The sequence below is a fragment of the Paenibacillus sp. LRG-1 genome, from assembly GCF_057220305.1.
The window spans coordinates 857,264-877,107 of the sequence record NZ_CM170126.1; the positions used below are offsets into that span (position 1 = coordinate 857,264).

Sequence of the window (19,844 nt, forward strand, 5' to 3'; positions counted from 1 at the left end):
ATAAAATCTGCAACTGTACGGGTACAGTTGTGAAATGAAAAAAAGCCGGAACGAAGTCCCAGAGGTCGGATTCCCATCCCTAAGACTACTTCCAGCTCTTATCCTATTCATATTCTATCACTTACTGCTTGTTTTACTTACCTTGTGACATCGCCCGGAACGAATCGTCCGCCGCTTCCAGCGTAGCATCTACATCTTCGTCCGTATGCGCTGTTGTGAGAAACCAGGCTTCGTACTTGGATGGTGCCAGATGAATACCGCGATCCAGCATATGACGGAAGAAGGATGCAAACGCTTCGCTATCCGTATCCTGCGCCTGCGCGTAATTCGTGATCGGATGATCACAGAAATGCGTCGAGAACGCTCCACGAATTCGGTTGATCGTCAATGGCACGCCGTAGCGTTCGGCAGAGGACTGGATACCGTCCGTCAGCCTCACAGCCAGACGTTCCATCTCTTCATACACGCCTTCCCCTTGAAGGACTTCAAGGCAGGCGATGCCTGACGAGATGGACGCTGGGTTGCCCGCCATCGTACCCGCCTGATAAGCTGGGCCGAGTGGGGCAACCTGCTCCATGATGTGCTTGCTGCCGCCGTAGGCACCAATCGGCAGACCACCGCCCATGATTTTGCCCAGCGCGGTCAAATCTGGCTGAATCGCATCATGGTTGTCCAAACCTGCATACGTTTGGGTGGAACCGAAGTGGAATCGGAATGCGGTAATGACCTCGTCATAAATGACGAGTGAGCCGTTCGCACGCGCCATGGAGCACAACCCTTCCAAATAACCGGGTTGCGGCATGACCATGCCAAAATTACCGACAATGGGCTCGACCATGACTGCCGCCACATCGTCGCTCCAACGCTCCAAGGCTTGGCGTAACGCGTCGAGATCATTGAATGGTACGGTAATAACCTCGCTCGCAATGTTGGTCGTAATGCCTGCACTGTCAGGTATGCCTAGCGTGGAAGGGCCGGACCCTGCGGCAACAAGTACCAGATCCGAGTGACCGTGGTAGCAGCCGGCAAATTTGATGATCTTGTTCCGCCCAGTATAGGCCCGTGCAACACGAATCGTTGTCATAACCGCTTCTGTGCCAGAATTCACAAACCGGACCTTGTCCATAGAAGGAATTGCTTCCTTCAGCATCTTGGCCAGTTTGATTTCCAATACCGTTGAGGTTCCGTATAATACGCCGTTCGCGGCCGCTTCGCTGATAGCCTTAGTAATATGGGGATGGGCATGTCCAGTAATAATAGGGCCATAAGCCGCCAAATAGTCGATATACCGATTATCATCCTCATCCCAGAAATGAGCACCTTTAGCGCGTTTCATGAATACTGGAGCGCCGCCGCCCACAGCTTTAAAGGAGCGTGAAGGGCTGTTAACGCCCCCGACAATATGCTCCAGGGCTTCTTTATATAGTGCTTCGGAGTTTTCCCGTTTCATCATCAAAAACTTCCTTTCCGTTCATTAAAATAGGGTATACACACGCCAAAGGGCAGCGTTCACGGCTGCCCCTGCATACATCATTATAGCTCTTTTTGTCCTGTCTTTGTTGTTGATTGTGTGGAAGCATCCTCATTACTGTTTTTACTGCCCCCTGTAAAAGAAGCTTTATCCTTCTTGGTAGACGATGCACTGTCTGGCTGTTTCGTTTCATTCTGATCCTTATTTTGTTCCTGTGTTTGTGCGGGTGGATTATTAAATATATCCTGCACATACGTTTTCAGTTCTTCCGGATCGCGGACAGTAAGAACTGCCGCGCCGCCCACATTCTCTTCTCCGAGCATCTTCATCGGTGGAACCTGTTCGCTGCCTGCAAAGTTGCTTTGGTACCCCACATTTGCCAGCTTCCACATATCGTTAACACTGAGATTCGTGTCAATGAACGGGTTAACCTGCTCTAAAATATTTGGCAAGTTAGCGATGGAAGTCGTGGTCTGCATTTTCTGGGCTATTGCCTCCAAAAATGCGCGTTGCCGTCCTGATCGGGAGAAGTCGGACATTGCATCGTGGCGGAACCGCACATATTGAAGTGCCGTGTTGCCATCTAGATGCTGCATGCCCTTTTTCAAATCAATATCGTACTGATGTTTATCCGCATTACTTGTATAATGCATATCCTTTTCCACTTCAAAATCAATCCCGCCTACGGCATCCACCAGTTTGATAAAGCCCTGGAAATCCGTGTACACATAATATTGCACCGGGATGCCTAACAGATCGCCAGCCGTCTTCATGGCTGTGTTGGGTCCGTGAGTAATGGCGGTGTTAATTCGATTTTTTCCATAGCCGGGAATATCCACGTACGTATCACGCAAAATAGAGAACAGGTGGATTTTTTTCTTAACGGGGTCCAGCGATACGACCATCATACTGTCTGATCGGGGAACTTCCCCTTTCTGGATACCGCGCCCATCGACACCCATCAGCAAAATGTTAACCATATCGGTACCTTCCCACTTGGGCGGTTCTGGCGTACGAACCTGATCGACCTGCTTTACATTTTTGAAGGGGGAGTTAGCGCCCTCTTTATGCAGATTATCCAGCTGATTATAAATGGATGTAAAATAGTACACGGCAAAGCCGACAATCGCGACGATTACCACGGCTAGAACCGACCATATCGTCCTTTTGGTTCTGCTTGTCATGGATGCTCTCCCTTTCGCTTTTCAGTTCATTACATTATAATTTCTTTTTGGAGCACAATCAATTTAACTATGGATTTTACAAATCCTGATTGAGAGGTATAACATGCTGGCAATTGATGTGCAGGATCTGCGCAAAACATTTAAGGTTCAAAAAAATCGCGAGGGCTTAAAAGGTGCCTTCCTTGATTTATTCGCCCGCGAATACAACGAGGTAGCCGCGGTCAAAGATATATCCTTCCGTATTCCGCAAGGAGAAATATGCGGTTATATCGGTGAGAACGGCGCCGGAAAGTCCACCACGATTAAGATGCTGACAGGCATTCTCGTGCCGACATCGGGACATCTCAAGGTGGGCGGTTATGTCCCCTATGAGGAACGCGAGAAATTTGTAGGCAACATTGGTGTTGTTTTCGGTCAGCGCAGCCAGCTTTGGTGGGACATCGGTGTGATCGAGTCTTTTCAACTACTGCGGAAAGTATATCAGGTTCCGGCCACGGACTTCAAACGTAGGCTGGATGAGCTGGTAGAGAGACTGCAATTGCAGGATCTGCTAAGCCGCCCGGTACGCAAGCTTAGTCTCGGGCAACGGATGCGCTGTGAGTTAGTAGCAGCCTTGCTGCACAATCCGTCCATTGTTTTTCTGGACGAGCCGACCATTGGCCTCGATATTATGGTAAAGTCCGAAATCCGCGAGTTTCTAAAGGACATGAACCGGGATTATGGTACGACTATTTTGCTGACAACCCATGATTTGCAGGATATTGAAGCGCTGTGCTCGCGCGTCATTATGCTGGATGATGGGAATATCATCTATGATGGTGGTCTGGAGGATCTGAAGGCACGTTGGGGTACAGGTCGAGAAGTACGGTTTCAGTTCGGCACACCGACCCAACTGGAGCAATTACAGGCATGGACTGCTGATATGCCACTGGCTTGGACGGCGGATAACGATTTGGCTGCCAAGGTATGGATTCCTCTTCATATTAATGTATCGGATGTTCTCGCTTGCGTAGTCGGTCGCACGGATATTACGGATATCAAAATCATTGAAACCAACACGGATGATATCGTCCGCAGTATCTATCAGTCTGGTTCGGCTGAACGCCAGGGCAATCCGATAGTGGAGGCCAAAGTTCATGCTTAGCGTATACACCGATTTTATTCGTATCCGATTTCTCACGATGCTTGCGTATCGTGTGAACTATTATTCAGGAATCCTTATTTATTGCATGAATATTGGCGTATATTATTTCACATACAAAGCGATATATGGCGATGCGGGTAGCATTGGAGGTTTTACCGCTGCTCAGATGACGACGTATGTAGCAGTATCGTGGATGGCGAGAGCCTTTTATTTTAACAATCTGGATCGTGAAATCTCGACGGATATACGTGATGGAAGCATTGCAATTCAGATGATCCGACCTTATAACTATGTACTTGTTAAATTTATGCAAGGACTCGGCGAGGGAATGTTCCGTTTTCTGCTGTTTATGATTCCAGGCATGGCGATTGCGATGCTGCTATTTCCGGTAAAGCTTCCCACGGATCCGGTAGCCTGGGTTGGTTTTCTGGTCATGCTGTTTTTTAGCTTTATGATCAACACTCAGATCAATATTATTACGGGGTTAACGGCCTTTTTTATCGAAAATAATGAGGGCATGATGCGTATGAAGCGCGTAGTTGTAGATCTGTTTTCTGGGTTGATTTTGCCAATCAGTTTGTTTCCAGGCTGGCTGGCGACGATCGCCCAATGGATGCCGTTTCAGGCGATTACCTATTTGCCGGGCTCTGTATTTACGGGACGTGTAAAAGGCGTTGGCATCTGGAATGTACTGGGTATCCAAATCATTTGGCTGGTCGTTCTGCTCGTGCCGATGATCATCATTTGGCGACTGGCGCGCAGACGTCTGTTCGTGCAGGGAGGGTAAGCCGATGATGTACTATTTGGGTCTCATTAGCGAATATTTAAAAAATTACATGAAGTCACGGCTCACCTATCGGGCCGACTTTTGGGTAGAAGTGATTTCAGACCTGCTGTTTCAGGCCACAAATCTTATTTTTATCCTGGTTATTTTTATGCATACAGACAGTTTGGGCGGCTGGAGTGAAAATGAAGTCGTGTTCGTTTATGGATTTTTCATGGTTCCATACGGACTATTCAGTTGTTTTGTAAATCTTTGGAACTTTAGCGAGCGTTACATTGTGAAAGGTGAACTCGACCGGGTAATGACCCGTCCCGCGTATAATCTGTTCCAGATTTTCCTTGAAAATGTGGATCCGCCTGCGCTGGTGGGTTCTGTGATTGGCCTGATTATCATGGGGATCAGCGGGGCACAGATGGACTTGGCTATGGAGTGGTGGTTCGTACCGGCGCTGATCATTTTGAGCCTAAGTGCCGTGGCGATCTATACGGGCATCTACACCATATTGACATCCCTTTCGTTTTTTTCGGATGCGCCGACAGGAATTATCCCGCTCATGTACAATATTCAGGGCTACGGACGTTATCCAGTGACGATCTATAACCGTGCTATTCAGGTTGTGCTAACTTGGATACTGCCTTTTGCTTTTGTTGGTGTATATCCAGCCTCCCTGTTCCTTCACCGAGAGGATATGCGCCATATGGCCCTGTTAACTCCTGTGATGGGAATTGTCTTTCTGACTTTGGGTTTACTGGCATGGAACTGGGGAGTTCGCCGTTACAGAGGGGCAGGCTCATAGGGCGGATCACATAAGAACTCCCACAAGATAGGAGATGATGAGATGTCCACGACATCTACCATTATTGGACAAGAGGCACCGGATTTTGAATTGCCTGGGAGTGAGGGAAAGCATGTTAAGCTGTCTGATTATCGAGGCAGTAGGGTATTGTTGTATTTCTATCCCAAGGATTTGACCTCTAGTTGCTCGACTCAGGCTTGTGATTTTCGGGATAAACATACGGAGTTTGAAGGCTTGAACACGGTGATTCTGGGGGTAAGCCCTGATCCACTCAAGCAGCATGACAAGTTTATTGCAAAGTACGGACTCCCTTTTCAGTTGTTATCTGATGAAGAGCATCAGGTGGCTGAGACGTATGGTGTATGGCAGCAAAAACAGATGTACGGCAAGCAGTACATGGGTATTGTTCGGTCTACGTTCCTTATTGATGAAAATGGAATTTTAGTTCATGAATGGCGTGGTTTAAGAGTAAAAGGACATATTGATGCTGCGCTGGCATACATTCAGGATATGGCGTAAGTGAAGAACCAAAGAAAACCTTTTGAAACCGGATCGTGCTTTCAGGCGTGTCGGTTTCAAAAGGTTTTTTTTAATTTTTAGATATATTTTGCCGCTGCTTCCACTTTTGCTTGCAGAGATAAACACCCCATAATAGAAGCGGAATGATCAAGCCGTTACCACAGAAAATGAATACATATACAGATAACAGCATCTCACTAACGCGACTAAAAGCCTCTATTCCCGATAGTACAGTAAACACCAGTAATATCCATTTCCTCCAAACTACCTGAGTTACCAGCAATCAATACTTGATCCTTTAAATAGTCGAATGGTTCCGCGCCCTCTGGTACATGATGTTCGTTTTCCCGCATTAATGAACGCAGAACGGAATCATGGAGTAATTGAGTGTTAATCAGACCATTGATATAAAACAAAGCCGCTGGCCATTTTTGCATCCATAATAGCTCTTTAATGATTAAATCTCCGCTGTTTCCAAAGGAGCTTTCAATATGGTTTACATTATCCCTCAAGTTAGAGGACACATGAGTAACTGGACAACTTTTATTCTGATTTGGCATACGTAAAATCCTCCGATATTGGAGTTTCTTGGCTTAGTATGCTCTGAATATATGGATTTATGCCTTGACGGTTGTATAGTAAACTTATAAATTAGACAAATAACTAATTAGATTTATATATAATAAAAGAATTCTATCGATATGGAGCTGTTTAAAATGTTAGACAGGCAATACAGGAAGTTATTTGCCGCAGGCATCATTAACGGAATTGGAGACCGTTTCTGTCAGATCGCTTTGTTGGCTTTGATTTATCGGCTTACTAGTTCAGGATTCAGCGTAGGTATCATGCTGGGATTGCGAGTGATTCCTTTTTTAGTCCTGTCACCTGCGGCGGGTGTGCTTATTACCCGCATATCCCGGCGTACACTTATGATGACCACGGATCTATTCAGAGGCTTGGTAGCCCTTGGTTTTTTAAGTGTTCATAGTCCTGAGGATATATGGATCATTTATGGGGTTAGTACCCTTCTAGCTTGCGGAGAAGCGGTGTATGCTCCTGCTCGTAAATCATCCATCCCGCTGCTTGTTCGTCCGTCGGAGTTATTGAAAGTGAACAGTCTTGAGCAAGTGATGAGTGGGCTGGTGCTGGTCGTTGGTGCTGCTGCCGGAGGCATCATATCTGCTCTCTTTGGACCACAAGCCGCATTTATACTGAACGCAGCAAGTTTTTTTGCCGCAGGTCTGATCGTTCGCAATATTGCATTCCCACCTGTCATGAAGGAGAAAATAAACAGGGAGGATTCCTGTGTTAAACCACATAAAAGCCCTTCGTTGTTAGATCATCCAAACCGGAGCAGATCGCGAATGTTGGACTGTATTCGTGCATCCGTTCCTCTCCAAGTCGTTGTTGCATTTGAGTTGCTGGTTCCCATGCTCAATGGCATTGATAATGTTCTGATCAGTGTATATGCAGTGCAGGAATTCAGGCTGGGCGATGCCGGGATCGGATTGTTTTACGCCGCTTTGGGCGCGGGTCTGGTTGCCAGCTATGCAATAGGGCGTTTATTCAGTCGTTCTTTGTTGAAGGGAGGACTGGTGTGCCTTTTGTTGGAAGGGATTTTACTTATGGGATTAAGCGGTATTTATCACGTATGGGCGGCGGTTGCCATTTACTTCTTAATTTCGTTGGCTGGCGGGGTGGGGGCGATTTGTCTGGATACATTATTAATGCAGGAGACCCCATTGTATTTACAGGGTCCATTGTTGGGCATGCTGACGGCGTGGAGCCAAGGTATCATCGGACTGTCTATGTTTGGAGCAGGGGTGGCGATTGAAATGATGGAGCCGCGTATGTTGGGCTTGGGTGGAGGCGCGGGGTTTGTTGTGATATCTATCGTGATTTCAATGTATTATGCAAGGACTCGTAACCGTAAGGCAGCAGGAGTTTGACTACTTCAAGTCATCCTTGTTGCTGGTTTTCACTGATTTTTCGGATTTGCGTAGCGAGCTAAACAGGAAGCTTCTCCACCGGTAAATAATATACAGCAGGATCATGAACCCAACGGCTCCCGCAATTCGCAGTGCATACAGCTCTACCAAATGGAAAATGACATCCCATTGGGGACCAAACAGCTTGCCGATGCTTAGAAAGAGGATGACCCAGAATAAAGCGCCGCTGTAAGCATACAAGACAAATTTACGGAAAGAAAGAGCAATAATCCCGGCAAAATAACCGGTAAAATGCCTGACACCGGGGATGAAATATCCAAGGAAAATAAGCCAGTATCCATATCGTTGAAACCATTTTTGTGTTTTCTGAAGCTTGTCCGGCGATAACAAAACCCATTTACCATATTTCTGAATAAAGGGGAGTCCAGCCCACTTTCCGATAAAGTAGGTAATAGTCATACCGATGGTTGTGCCCAAGAAAGCTAGTAGCACCAGTTTACCGTAATCCAGGGTACCGGCATAGGAAAGATATCCCGCATAAGCCATTGTGGTTTCCCCGGGAAAAGGTAAAGCAATAAACTCAAGCAGCAAGCCGAAAAAAAGGACGCCGTAGCCGTATTCTTCGAACAATTGCGCGATCCACTTCAGCACATCCATCGTTTACACTCCTACGAACAGATTGAGTATTTTAGAATCAATTCATTTTAACAATCTTTTCATGCCCACTCAACTCCGGTTGATTTCTTGACGTCTTGTTTTATCGTTGCGTATAATGAAACGAACAATTGAGGGAGGCACGGTAATGAATAAGCCTAATGAAATCGTTGTAGTTCTCGATTTTGGAGGACAATACAACCAGTTAATCGCAAGAAGAATTCGGGATCTCGGTGTATATAGCGAGCTCCTTCCATACAATACGCCTGCGGAGAAGCTGAGAGAGCTGGCGCCAAAAGGGATTGTTTTCTCAGGCGGACCTTCCAGCGTATATACAGACAATGCTCCTCAGGTGGATCGGGCAATTTATGATCTTGGCATCCCTATCTTTGGTATTTGTTATGGCATGCAACTGATGGCTCACCAACTGGATGGTAAGGTAGAACGTGCGGGCAAGCGTGAGTATGGCAAAGCAGACGTGCAATTCAATCAGGATGCCCGCTTGGCTAAAGGACTGGATTCTCGTCAAACCGTATGGATGAGCCATGGGGATCACGTTACAGATCTGCCAACCGGATTTACACTAGATGCAGGAACAGAGAGTGCGCCGATTGCCGCGATGAGTAACCTGGAGCGGAATCTGTATGCGGTGCAATTCCATCCAGAGGTACGTCATTCCGTTCAAGGTAACGAGATGATCAGCAACTTCCTTTATGAAGTGTGCGGTTGTGAAGGCAACTGGACCATGGAATCGTTCATTGAAGATCAAATTCGTGAGATTCGTCAACAGGTTGGCGACAAGAAAGTATTGTGTGCCTTAAGCGGTGGCGTGGATTCTTCTGTTGTAGCGATGCTTATTCACAAAGCGATCGGTGACCAACTGACGTGTATGTTCATTGACCATGGATTGCTGCGCAAAGGTGAAGCCGAAAGTGTAATGGAGACGTTCGTTGGTAAATTTGATATGAAAGTTGTCAAAATTGACGCACGTGAGCGCTTCTTGTCCAAGCTGGCAGGAGTTGATGATCCGGAACAAAAACGTAAAATCATCGGTAACGAGTTTATCTATGTGTTCGAGGAAGAATCTTCTCAATTCGACGATTTTACTTTCCTGGCACAAGGTACACTGTATACGGATATTGTAGAGAGCGGAACAGCAACGGCACAGACCATTAAATCCCATCATAATGTGGGTGGTTTGCCGGAGAACATGAAGTTCAAGCTGATCGAGCCGTTGAATGCCCTGTTCAAGGACGAAGTGCGTAAAGTCGGCGAAGAATGCGGACTGCCACCTGAGATTGTATGGCGTCAGCCGTTCCCAGGTCCGGGTCTTGCCATTCGTGTGCTGGGTGAAGTGACAGAGGACAAGCTAACCATTGTTCGTGAGTCGGATTACATTTTGCGCGAGGAGATTGCTAAAGCCGGTCTGGACCGGGAAATCTGGCAATACTTCACCGCTTTGCCGAATATGAAGAGTGTTGGCGTTATGGGCGATGCTCGTACGTATTCTTACACTGTAGGTATTCGTGCAGTAACCTCCATCGACGGTATGACCGCCGACTGGGCACGTATCCCTTGGGATGTGCTGGAGAAAATTTCGGTACGTATCGTAAACGAAGTGGATAACGTGAATCGCATCGTGTATGATATCACCTCCAAACCACCAGCAACGATTGAGTGGGAATAAACGCGGAGACTCCCGCGCCGTAACCATCAATCCTTTAAGATTTACCAATACAACATCAGGACTCCTCCGTATCGGCGAAATATCGCTATGCGGTTGGAGTCTTTTTTACGGGTGCCAGGTCGAACCTTTGCTCGGGAAAGTTTACTGTACGGCAACCTCAATCGACGGGGGTTAGCTAAAGGCGAACAGCATTGCCTCATGCGGCGGAGATATGAAGTCATTTATTGTTGCAAAACGGAATATGAAGCTGAAAAAAGGAGATATTATTCAATGGTAATGTCTCCTTTTTTTATATGGTTTTATTAGATTCAAGCTATAAATAGCTTAAATCAAGTATGAAATTAAACTTTCACTTCTTTTTCATGTCATGCTCTAATGGTGTCATGTTTTGCTACTAATATATTTTATAATGTACCTAGATTAAAGTGTTGCATATCTCGTTTTATTAAACGCTGTTCTAAGGAGAATAAAGAGATGAAAAAATTATTTCTGTCGTCCTCATTTAAGGATGTTGCACCATGCTTAGTCCATTTCGCTGGTGAAAACTTAGAAGGAAAAAAAGTCACCTTCATCCCAACCGCAAGTATTCCAGAGAAAGTTAAGTTTTATGTGGATTCAGGGAAAAAAGCATTAGAGAATTTAGGATTAGTCGTGGATGAAATCGAAATCGGCACAGCAACATTGAACGAAATAGAGAGTAAAATTAGAGAAAATGACTATATTTATATTACCGGAGGCAACACATTTTATTTACTTCAAGAGTTGAGAAGAACCGGGGCTGACAAAATCATTGCTGATGAAGTTAATGCAGGGAAGTTATATATAGGCGAATCGGCAGGTTCGATGATTTTATCACCGAATATCGAATATGCCCGACTTATGGACAATGTGGAGGAGGCGCCTGCTTTGGATTCCTTTATTGCGCTCGGGATAATTGAATTCTATCCAGTCCCCCACCATACGAACATCCCGTTTAAAAAAGCGGTGGAGAGCATCATTGAGGAATTTGGCAGCCAATTAAATTTATATCCAATCAGCAACGCGGAAGTTATTTTGGTTGAAAATGACAGTATAAAGGTCGAGAATGCATGATTTTAAAAGATCAAGAACCTTTAACTCCACATCTATCGTGGTGTTAAAGGTTCTTTTTTATAATACTACCTTACCATACGATCTTTTTCCCAGTTGCAGCCGATTCCTCAATGCGGTCCAGTAGCTGATGCAGCTTTAAGGCATGGTTGAAATCGGGAGCGAGACGGGTGTGTGTCAAAATATCCTCGGCAAAAACATAATGAGCCTTGGCTACATTTAGGGTTACCCCTTCTCTTGGGAAATCCAGGCTTATATTAGGCTCTCTAGTTATACTTATTTGTTCAAAAGCACCATTAGGACCATGACTCTGCGTACTGCTTGGATCGTACACAAGTTTTTCGAGCGTTAGATTCCCGAATTGAACATGCCCAAGCGAAGGATTCTGTGACAAACGCAAAATGCCCTTTTTTCCTTGAATCTCTATCTCAAACTTAGAACTCACTCCACCTTGAATGTGAACGGATACCGGTGCTCCTTTTTCCAATATTCCGTGAATCAGAATCTGATCGGCTGTATCCTTGGAAATGACTTCACCCGTTTCCTGAATAGTGGCTTCGTGATAACGAGATGATGTGATGGCCGATAGCTCGCGGAATTCGCCAACGATGTATTGCAGCGCATCCAAGGAATGCCCGCCATTAATCGTGAGCAGATTAGCCCCATTGGCTCTATTCAGCAGATAAGCAGTGTCCTGATTTACTTGTCCTCCTTTGCCGGGAGTAGCTACTTGCATATGACAGGATATAATTTCACCAATCTCTCCGCCCTCCACGAGCTTTTTCATCGTTTGCACTTCAAGATCCTGCCGTGCCTGCAAGCCGACGGTATGATGAATGCCTGCCAGTTCCGCCGCTTTGGCCATTTCAGCAGCTTCCGCAGTGTTTGCCCCCAAGGGCCATTCACAAAAAATATGCTTTCTCTCTTGAATTGCCGCCATCACCGCCTCGTAATGATGGGGAACTTTTACGCTCACCACGACCATGTCCACATCCTCGGAAGCTGCGAGCTTTTTGGAATCATCAAAAGCTAGTGCCGCACCTACTTCTTCTGCGCTTTGTCGCGCACTCTCCATACGAGAGGTACCGACGGCAGTGATATCCAGGTTCGAGTGCTTGAGCAAAGCCGGAATATGCGTTTGACTGGCCCATTTATTATTCATCGAACCTCCTACGATACCTACACGAATCTTCTTTTTGATCATGTTGCCATACCTCCTGATTTTTAAAATGAGGGTGGAAAATAGCATCCAAGGCCAATATAATACACTTAACTCATAAATAATAATGCTTGTTTATGATACAGGTATCATTTTATTTGATGGGAGGTGAAGGGATGGATATTGAAAATATGCAGGCATTTGTTTCGGTGGCAGAGCTGAGAAGCCTGACAGAAGCAGCACAAAAGTTGAATCACCTGCAATCGAATATGACGGCCAAAATAAAGAAGCTGGAGGCCCATTACGGCACAGCGTTATTTTACCGAAAGCCCCGTGGTATGGAGCTGACACCCGCAGGAGAAACCTTGTATGCTCAGTTCAAGCAAATGTTGTTGCTATGGCAAGACACGGAGATGAAAATGAGACCGCAGGAGGAAAAGCTGCGCATCGGTACCATGCAGTCCATCGTGGCGGGCGAAACAACGAGGGCGCTCACGAAGGTATATGAGCTGTATCCGCAGGCTTCGGTTACATTAAAAACCGGAACCACGACGGAAATGGAGCGATTGATCCTTGACGGCGAACTCGATATTGCTTTTGTTACAGGGTATCCCGCCAACCCGTATATTCATTATCAAAAAATATGCCGTGAAGAACTGGTGCTGGTGGGGAAAGGCATACATGAAGGCTCGGATCTCAAACAGGTACTCCAAGGAGCGTCTATTATCATATTGTCGGATGGCTGCCTGTATCTCACGTATTTAGAGAAGATGTATCAGGACATGCAATTGACCCATGGCGAGGTGGTGGAGGTCGGTGTGTTTGATACGATGGTGCAATTTTCCTTGATGGGAATGGGAATCACCCTCATGTCCAAAAAGCTGGCGCGGCAATTTAAAGTAACATCCTATTTGCCCGCTCCCCCAACCTTCGGCTATATGGATACATATTTAATAACCCGGTCAAATCACGAAATGACAGCGATTGAACATAAATTTATCGAAATCAACAATACGATCTAATAGATAGGAGAGATATCGAATGACAATCAATCAAGGCAAATACCAAGGCAGCCATGCTGTATTTCTGGGCGATAGCATTACGTTTGGATATGAATTGCGTGATGGAGAAAAGCCTTACCCCCACCTTATGAGCGACGCACTGGGATTCCTAACCTTTGAGAATCACGGCATATCCGGCAGCAGTGTAGCCAGCGGCGGTTTTGAACCGATGTGTGAGCGTTATGAGAAAATGAACCCTCATGCAGACGTGATCTTTTTTATGGGGGGAAGAAACGATTTTTCGATGGGAGAAATACCGTTCGGTAGCTTGGATACGCCATCGACAGAAACGCGTACGTTTTATGGTGCGCTCAAGCATATTGCCGAAGGACTAATTAACCGTTACCCGGACAAGCTGATCGTCTTTTTGACTCCGCCTCACGGATCAAGTGATACGGTTCCTGAGCATCTGCCTAATGCCATTACTGGTCAAGTCTATAGCGCGTATGCACAGGCCGTGAGAGAAGTGGCCTCACTTTATTCTTTCCCGTGCTGCGATCTGTGGAATATCGCCGGAATTCAACCACTATTGCCTGTACATAAACAGATGTACTTTACAGGGGAAAATGGTGTTCCTGACGGCCTGCACCCGAATCAGGCAGGCCACGAGCGGATGGCGGCCCGTATTATCGGATTTATGAATACACTGTAATTTGGACCATTTCATCGTTTTATCGAATGACCCTACTAACTACAAATTCTAGATTGCTCAGGCTTATTCGTTTAGCTTGAGCATTTTTTTGTGATTGTAGGATTTGTATATATAGACTTGTCTCAGGGCTTGTTTATTTTTAGAGGGGGTGTATAATACTTGATATATCAATTGATAGGCCAAGTATTAGGAGGAGGGTTTGTCATCGAACATTGCTCTGAAAAAAGCCAGTTGTTTTATCGCATGCATCTTTTGTGTAAAGAAATGAATAACGCCTTTGAAGCACAGTTAAAAACCAGCTTTACCAAGGTTGAAATTTTGTATCATATTGATCATCATCAGGAACTAAGTCAGCTGGAACTCCAACATCTGCTCGTTCTGGATGGTGCAGCAGTAACCCGACATCTGAGAAGGCTGGAAGAGGAAGGTCTGATTTTACGTAGTAAAAAAGAGCAGGATAAGCGTGTGACCTATATATGTTTGACCGAATTAGGGGTTCAAGAGCTGCAAGTTTTGTCAGAGCAAAGACAAGCCTTTCAGGAAAAGCTGCTATGTAAGTTTACAGATGAGGAAATTGTGGCTTTGACAGATGTGCTACAGCGTATGTCTAGCAATGTAAAGAATATGTAAATGTGCGAGGAGGAAATGAATATGAAAGCCATCGTTATAGATCAGTATGGAAGCAAGGATGAATTGAAAGAAAGAGAAGTGGCTACTCCTACACCACAGGCTCATCAGGTTGTAGTCAAAGTAGCGGCTACCTCCATCAATCCAATTGACTGGAAGCTGCGTGAAGGTTACTTAAAACAAATGATGGATTGGGAGTTCCCGATTATTTTAGGCTGGGATGTAGCCGGCACTATTTCGGAAGTAGGCAGCGAGGTCACCGATTGGAAAGTGGGAGATGAAGTGTTTGCACGCCCGGACACCACACGGTTCGGTACCTATGCCGAGTATACCTTGGTGGATGATCACCTGCTGGCACGTAAACCTGCCACAATTTCTTGGGAGGAAGCCGCTTCTGTACCTTTGGCGGGGTTGACTGCTTGGCAGGCGCTCTTTACACATGGTCAACTGACCAAAGGGGAGAAAGTATTAATCCACGCAGGTGCAGGTGGCGTAGGCATGTTTGCTATCCAGTTTGCCAAACAGGCCGGAGCCTATGTCATTACTACAGCCAGTGAGCGTAATCATGAATTGCTTGCTTCATTGGGAGCCGACCAAATCATTGACTATCGTACAACTCGTTTTGAGGAAGTTTTATCTGATGTGGACGTGGTGTTCGATACGATGGGTGGGGATGTTCAGAAGAATAGCTTTAAGGTAATGAAAAGGGATACCGGACGGATCATATCCATTGTCAGCAATTTTGACGAAGAGCTGGTGAAGGAGTACAACGTAACGGCCAAAAATATATGGCTGGAGCCCAACGGACAGCAACTACAGGAAATTGCCGATCTGTTGGAGCAAAAGAAAGTAAGATCGGTAGTAGGAGCTACGTTTCCTTTTTCACAAAAAGGTTTGTATGACGCACACGCTTTAAGCGAAACTCACCACGCTGTCGGTAAAATTGCAATAACCTTCTCATAAGGACGCATACACATATACAGCACGAAAGGAATTGCACACGATGAAGATTTTAGAAGAATATTTTCACTACTATGATTTAGCAAAAGATGACGAGAAGAGTAGAGAACGATTAATTAGCCTTTTTTCTGAGAAGATTGAGTTTGTATTGAATGGTGATCGAAAACAAGGTATGAGCAGTTGGAAAAGCTTCTTGAATATGTTCTTTGAGGGATCGCTCGAAATCAAGCATATGTATGAAGGTTGGAAACCTGTACCCAGAGAACCTGATACCTATCAAACCAAATGGGCAGTGTGTGGTAAAAAAGCAACAGGCGAAGTTTATACACTTACTGGAGTGGACAAGGCCCGGCTAGATGCGGAAGGTAAGATCGTTTATCTGGAAAATATACCAGACACAGCGAATGCCTTTGATAAGTACAAAAATCTCTGATTCCTCTAAATCATAACCCGTCAGCTGCATAATAGCTTGCGGGTTTTCTGTTTTCCGAACAATACATATGTGTTCAATTTGTAACATTCGCTTTTTCTGTTGACAAGCAGTAGGTGAGAGCCTAAAATAACGAATGTAATAATATAGCGCATATGAATGCGAATATTACTTCAAACGAACGATAACAATACGAGTATGCTTTGCGTAGGAGGAATTACGACTCATGGAGCGTTTCTTTAAATTAAAGGAACATGGCACGAACGTCCGCACAGAGATTATTGCGGGGATTACTACTTTTATGACCATGGCTTATATTCTGGTGGTCAACAATACTTTTTTAGGTCCGACTGGAGCAGGTATGCCCAGTGAAGCTGTCTTTTTTGCTACGGCGGTAGGTGCAGGTTTGGTTACCATACTGATGGGTTTATTCGTTAATGTGCCGATCGGCATGGCGCCGGGTATGGGCTTGAATGCTTATTTTATGACTGTAGTCCTGAGTTCGAATGGCATGATTACTTGGCAAGCGGCACTTGGCGCTGTATTTATATCCGGTATCGTCTTTCTGATTTTAACCGTGACACGAGTAAGACAGATGCTGCTTGTTGCGGTTCCGGAAAATTTAAAGACAGCCATTACAGTGGGTATCGGCTTGTTTATTACGATTGTCGGCTTCAAGCTTTGTAATCTGGTTATGGTGAGCATCGTTCCAGGGACAGATGTTGGTCAGCCGGTTCCGGGTCATGCTTTTAATTTGATTCTGGGAAGTCTGGTACATCAAAAGGATGCACTGCTGGCGCTAATCGGATTGCTTATTATCGCAGCACTGATGGTCGTTCGGGTCAAAGGTGCATTGCTGATTGGGATCGTAGCTACTACATTAATCGGTATTCCGATGGGAGTAACAAATCTGAGTAGCTTGACAACAGGCAACTGGATTCCTGATTTCAGTAATTTGGCTGTAGGTCAGTTAGACTTGAAAGCAGCTTTGCATATTGGTCTGTTTGATATCATTTTCATTTTCACATTTGTAGAGTTGTTTGATACGTTCGGTACCTTGGTAGGTACAGCTACACGCGCGGGTATAATGAAAGATAAGAAAAAAGGCGAGAAAATTATCGGTAAAGCGATGCTGGTGGATGCTGTTGGCGTAAGTACCGGCGCAGTATTGGGTACAAGTACGATTACAGCATTCGTAGAAAGCTCCGCAGGGGTAGAAGAAGGCGGACGTACCGGACTGACTGCTGTAACGACAGGTGTTCTGTTCTTGTTGGCCCTGTTTATTGCACCATTGGCTCTGGTTGTGCCTTCTGCCGCTACTGCTCCAGCTCTGATTATCGTTGGGGTCCTAATGATGAGTCAGGTTCGCAACATCGACTGGGATAACTTCCTGTTGGCATTTCCTGCATTTTTGACCATCGTGCTAATGCCTTTCACAGGTGGAATCGCGAATGGTATCTCTGCTGGTATTCTGTCTTACGTTGTGCTGGCTGTGTTCAGTAATCTGTTTACCAGCAATAAAGTTAAAATTCACTGGCTCATGTGGGTGCTTGCTATTATTGTAGTGATCCGCTTTGCCTTTATGGGCTCCGAATAATCAGTAGATATAGAACACAGAACCTCTTTCCTGTTGCTTAAGGGAAGAGGTTCTTTTTTTGTAGTTAGACGCAGATAGATACAAAGAAGCTATTATATAGAGGGAAAACGAATAATAAATAAAGCATTGTGAAATCTTATCTAATAAATGCTTGCAATAGGGATATGCATATGGTATATTCTAATTCCGGCCAAGAAATACAATGTTGCGAGCGAGTGTTACAAAAAAAGATTTCAAAAAAATGCTTGCAAAGTTGGTTCGGACATGATATGATATAAGAGTTGATGAAGTGACAAGCTAAATCAACGAAAAAGAATGTTTGATCTTTGAAAACTGAACAACGAGTGAGTAAAATGATTTTGTTCGCAAAATCAAACAAGAGATATTTTTATCTCGTCAGTTTCAAAATGAGCTTATCGCTCTTTCTATAAACCAACTTCGGTTGGTCTTTAATGGAGAGTTTGATCCTGGCTCAGGACGAACGCTGGCGGCGTGCCTAATACATGCAAGTCGAGCGGGGTTATGTAGAAGCTTGCTTCTACATAACCTAGCGGCGGACGGGTGAGTAACACGTAGGCAACCTGCCCACAAGACAGGGATAACTACCGGAAACGGTAGCTAATACCCGATACATCCTTTTCCTGCATGGGAGAAGGAGGAAAGACGGAGCAATCTGTCACTTGTGGATGGGCCTGCGGCGCATTAGCTAGTTGGTGGGGTAAAGGCCTACCAAGGCGACGATGCGTAGCCGACCTGAGAGGGTGATCGGCCACACTGGGACTGAGACACGGCCCAGACTCCTACGGGAGGCAGCAGTAGGGAATCTTCCGCAATGGGCGAAAGCCTGACGGAGCAACGCCGCGTGAGTGATGAAGGTTTTCGGATCGTAAAGCTCTGTTGCCAGGGAAGAACGTCTTGTAGAGTAACTGCTACAAGAGTGACGGTACCTGAGAAGAAAGCCCCGGCTAACTACGTGCCAGCAGCCGCGGTAATACGTAGGGGGCAAGCGTTGTCCGGAATTATTGGGCGTAAAGCGCGCGCAGGCGGCTCTTTAAGTCTGGTGTTTAATCCCGAGGCTCAACTTCGGGTCGCACTGGAAACTGGGGAGCTTGAGTGCAGAAGAGGAGAGTGGAATTCCACGTGTAGCGGTGAAATGCGTAGATATGTGGAGGAACACCAGTGGCGAAGGCGACTCTCTGGGCTGTAACTGACGCTGAGGCGCGAAAGCGTGGGGAGCAAACAGGATTAGATACCCTGGTAGTCCACGCCGTAAACGATGAATGCTAGGTGTTAGGGGTTTCGATACCCTTGGTGCCGAAGTTAACACATTAAGCATTCCGCCTGGGGAGTACGGTCGCAAGACTGAAACTCAAAGGAATTGACGGGGACCCGCACAAGCAGTGGAGTATGTGGTTTAATTCGAAGCAACGCGAAGAACCTTACCAGGTCTTGACATCCCTCTGACCGGTCTAGAGATAGACCTTTCCTTCGGGACAGAGGAGACAGGTGGTGCATGGTTGTCGTCAGCTCGTGTCGTGAGATGTTGGGTTAAGTCCCGCAACGAGCGCAACCCTTATGCTTAGTTGCCAGCAGGTCAAGCTGGGCACTCTAAGCAGACTGCCGGTGACAAACCGGAGGAAGGTGGGGATGACGTCAAATCATCATGCCCCTTATGACCTGGGCTACACACGTACTACAATGGCCGGTACAACGGGAAGCGAAATCGCGAGGTGGAGCCAATCCTAGAAAAGCCGGTCTCAGTTCGGATTGTAGGCTGCAACTCGCCTACATGAAGTCGGAATTGCTAGTAATCGCGGATCAGCATGCCGCGGTGAATACGTTCCCGGGTCTTGTACACACCGCCCGTCACACCACGAGAGTTTACAACACCCGAAGTCGGTGGGGTAACCCGCAAGGGAGCCAGCCGCCGAAGGTGGGGTAGATGATTGGGGTGAAGTCGTAACAAGGTAGCCGTATCGGAAGGTGCGGCTGGATCACCTCCTTTCTATGGAGAATCGTTTCCTGCAACGGAAACATTCAAATATGAAGCGTAAGCTTCAAAACTCAGGTTTAGGCCTGTT

At 46.0% G+C, this 19,844-nt stretch carries 18 protein-coding genes and 1 rRNA gene; 14 read left to right on the plus strand and 5 right to left on the minus strand.

What is annotated here, in order from left to right:
- Window positions 1-133 precede the first annotated feature (133 nt).
- Together ACUUJN_RS03825 and ACUUJN_RS03830 are read right to left on the minus strand one after the other, a co-directional pair.
- A complete protein-coding gene (locus ACUUJN_RS03825; RefSeq protein WP_269465967.1) occupies window positions 134-1,450 on the minus strand; it encodes a glutamate-1-semialdehyde 2,1-aminomutase in 1,317 nt (438 codons plus the stop codon).
- Window positions 1,451-1,533: 83 nt separating this feature from the next.
- Window positions 1,534-2,655, minus strand: coding sequence for an LCP family protein (locus tag ACUUJN_RS03830; RefSeq protein WP_484669276.1), 1,122 nt, complete (start codon window positions 2,653-2,655; stop codon window positions 1,534-1,536).
- Between the two features lie 103 nt (window positions 2,656-2,758).
- On the opposite strand from ACUUJN_RS03830, the gene ACUUJN_RS03835 reads away from it, so the two are divergent.
- Genes ACUUJN_RS03835 through bcp form a run of 4 tightly spaced genes read left to right on the plus strand, consistent with a single transcriptional unit; the run spans window position 2,759 to window position 5,898 of the window.
- Complete coding sequence (locus ACUUJN_RS03835) at window positions 2,759-3,799, plus strand: ABC transporter ATP-binding protein (RefSeq protein ID WP_075153730.1); 1,041 nt, start codon at window positions 2,759-2,761, stop codon at window positions 3,797-3,799.
- Complete coding sequence (locus ACUUJN_RS03840; protein ID WP_053324641.1) at window positions 3,792-4,586, plus strand: ABC transporter permease; 795 nt, start codon at window positions 3,792-3,794, stop codon at window positions 4,584-4,586. Before ACUUJN_RS03835 ends, ACUUJN_RS03840 begins: the two co-directional genes overlap by 8 nt.
- Window positions 4,587-4,590: 4 nt before the next feature.
- Window positions 4,591-5,379: an ABC transporter permease gene (locus ACUUJN_RS03845; protein ID WP_028540996.1), complete on the plus strand. Its 789-nt coding sequence runs from the start codon at window positions 4,591-4,593 to the stop codon at window positions 5,377-5,379.
- Between the two features lie 42 nt (window positions 5,380-5,421).
- Complete coding sequence (gene bcp, locus ACUUJN_RS03850; protein ID WP_076295350.1) at window positions 5,422-5,898, plus strand: thioredoxin-dependent thiol peroxidase; 477 nt, start codon at window positions 5,422-5,424, stop codon at window positions 5,896-5,898.
- Between the two features lie 206 nt (window positions 5,899-6,104).
- On the opposite strand, the gene ACUUJN_RS03855 is transcribed toward bcp, so the two are convergent.
- Window positions 6,105-6,458: a spore germination protein gene (locus tag ACUUJN_RS03855; protein ID WP_068939403.1), complete on the minus strand. Its 354-nt coding sequence runs from the start codon at window positions 6,456-6,458 to the stop codon at window positions 6,105-6,107.
- 156 nt (window positions 6,459-6,614) lie between these two features.
- On the opposite strand from ACUUJN_RS03855, the gene ACUUJN_RS03860 reads away from it, so the two are divergent.
- On the plus strand, window positions 6,615-7,847 hold the full coding sequence (locus tag ACUUJN_RS03860; RefSeq protein WP_264454178.1) for an MFS transporter: 1,233 nt from the start codon (window positions 6,615-6,617) through the stop codon (window positions 7,845-7,847).
- Here the strand turns inward: ACUUJN_RS03860 and ACUUJN_RS03865 are convergent, their stop codons facing one another.
- Window positions 7,848-8,504: a DedA family protein gene (locus tag ACUUJN_RS03865; protein ID WP_264454177.1), complete on the minus strand. Its 657-nt coding sequence runs from the start codon at window positions 8,502-8,504 to the stop codon at window positions 7,848-7,850. It abuts the gene before it with no gap.
- A 145-nt stretch (window positions 8,505-8,649) separates the two neighbouring features.
- Between ACUUJN_RS03865 and guaA the strand changes: the two genes are divergently transcribed.
- Both guaA and ACUUJN_RS03875 read left to right on the plus strand, forming a co-directional pair.
- Complete coding sequence (gene guaA, locus ACUUJN_RS03870) at window positions 8,650-10,188, plus strand: glutamine-hydrolyzing GMP synthase (RefSeq protein ID WP_023987031.1); 1,539 nt, start codon at window positions 8,650-8,652, stop codon at window positions 10,186-10,188.
- Between the two features lie 474 nt (window positions 10,189-10,662).
- Window positions 10,663-11,280 carry a Type 1 glutamine amidotransferase-like domain-containing protein gene (locus tag ACUUJN_RS03875; RefSeq protein ID WP_053324644.1) on the plus strand — a complete coding sequence of 206 codons (618 nt, stop codon included), beginning with the start codon at window positions 10,663-10,665 and terminating at the stop codon, window positions 11,278-11,280.
- Window positions 11,281-11,350: 70 nt separating this feature from the next.
- Here the strand turns inward: ACUUJN_RS03875 and ACUUJN_RS03880 are convergent, their stop codons facing one another.
- A complete protein-coding gene (locus ACUUJN_RS03880; protein ID WP_076160657.1) occupies window positions 11,351-12,481 on the minus strand; it encodes a Gfo/Idh/MocA family protein in 1,131 nt (376 codons plus the stop codon).
- Between the two features lie 131 nt (window positions 12,482-12,612).
- On the opposite strand from ACUUJN_RS03880, the gene ACUUJN_RS03885 reads away from it, so the two are divergent.
- The 7 genes from ACUUJN_RS03885 (at window position 12,613) to ACUUJN_RS03915 (ending at window position 19,768) form a co-directional block, all read left to right on the plus strand.
- Window positions 12,613-13,458 carry a LysR family transcriptional regulator gene (locus ACUUJN_RS03885; RefSeq protein WP_076265274.1) on the plus strand — a complete coding sequence of 282 codons (846 nt, stop codon included), beginning with the start codon at window positions 12,613-12,615 and terminating at the stop codon, window positions 13,456-13,458.
- A gap of 19 nt (window positions 13,459-13,477) precedes the next feature.
- Complete coding sequence (locus ACUUJN_RS03890) at window positions 13,478-14,149, plus strand: SGNH/GDSL hydrolase family protein (protein WP_338533237.1); 672 nt, start codon at window positions 13,478-13,480, stop codon at window positions 14,147-14,149.
- Between the two features lie 159 nt (window positions 14,150-14,308).
- Window positions 14,309-14,779 carry a MarR family winged helix-turn-helix transcriptional regulator gene (locus tag ACUUJN_RS03895; protein WP_484669277.1) on the plus strand — a complete coding sequence of 157 codons (471 nt, stop codon included), beginning with the start codon at window positions 14,309-14,311 and terminating at the stop codon, window positions 14,777-14,779.
- 21 nt (window positions 14,780-14,800) lie between these two features.
- Entirely contained in the window at window positions 14,801-15,739 is a 939-nt protein-coding gene (locus tag ACUUJN_RS03900; protein WP_053324647.1) for an NADP-dependent oxidoreductase, read from the plus strand.
- A gap of 40 nt (window positions 15,740-15,779) precedes the next feature.
- Entirely contained in the window at window positions 15,780-16,169 is a 390-nt protein-coding gene (locus ACUUJN_RS03905) for a nuclear transport factor 2 family protein (protein WP_076295347.1), read from the plus strand.
- Between the two features lie 223 nt (window positions 16,170-16,392).
- Window positions 16,393-17,763, plus strand: a complete 1,371-nt coding sequence (locus tag ACUUJN_RS03910; protein ID WP_023987039.1) for an NCS2 family permease — start codon at window positions 16,393-16,395, stop codon at window positions 17,761-17,763.
- Window positions 17,764-18,212: 449 nt separating this feature from the next.
- Window positions 18,213-19,768: ribosomal RNA gene (locus tag ACUUJN_RS03915) — 16S ribosomal RNA — on the plus strand.
- The last annotated feature ends 76 nt before the right edge of the window (window positions 19,769-19,844 follow it).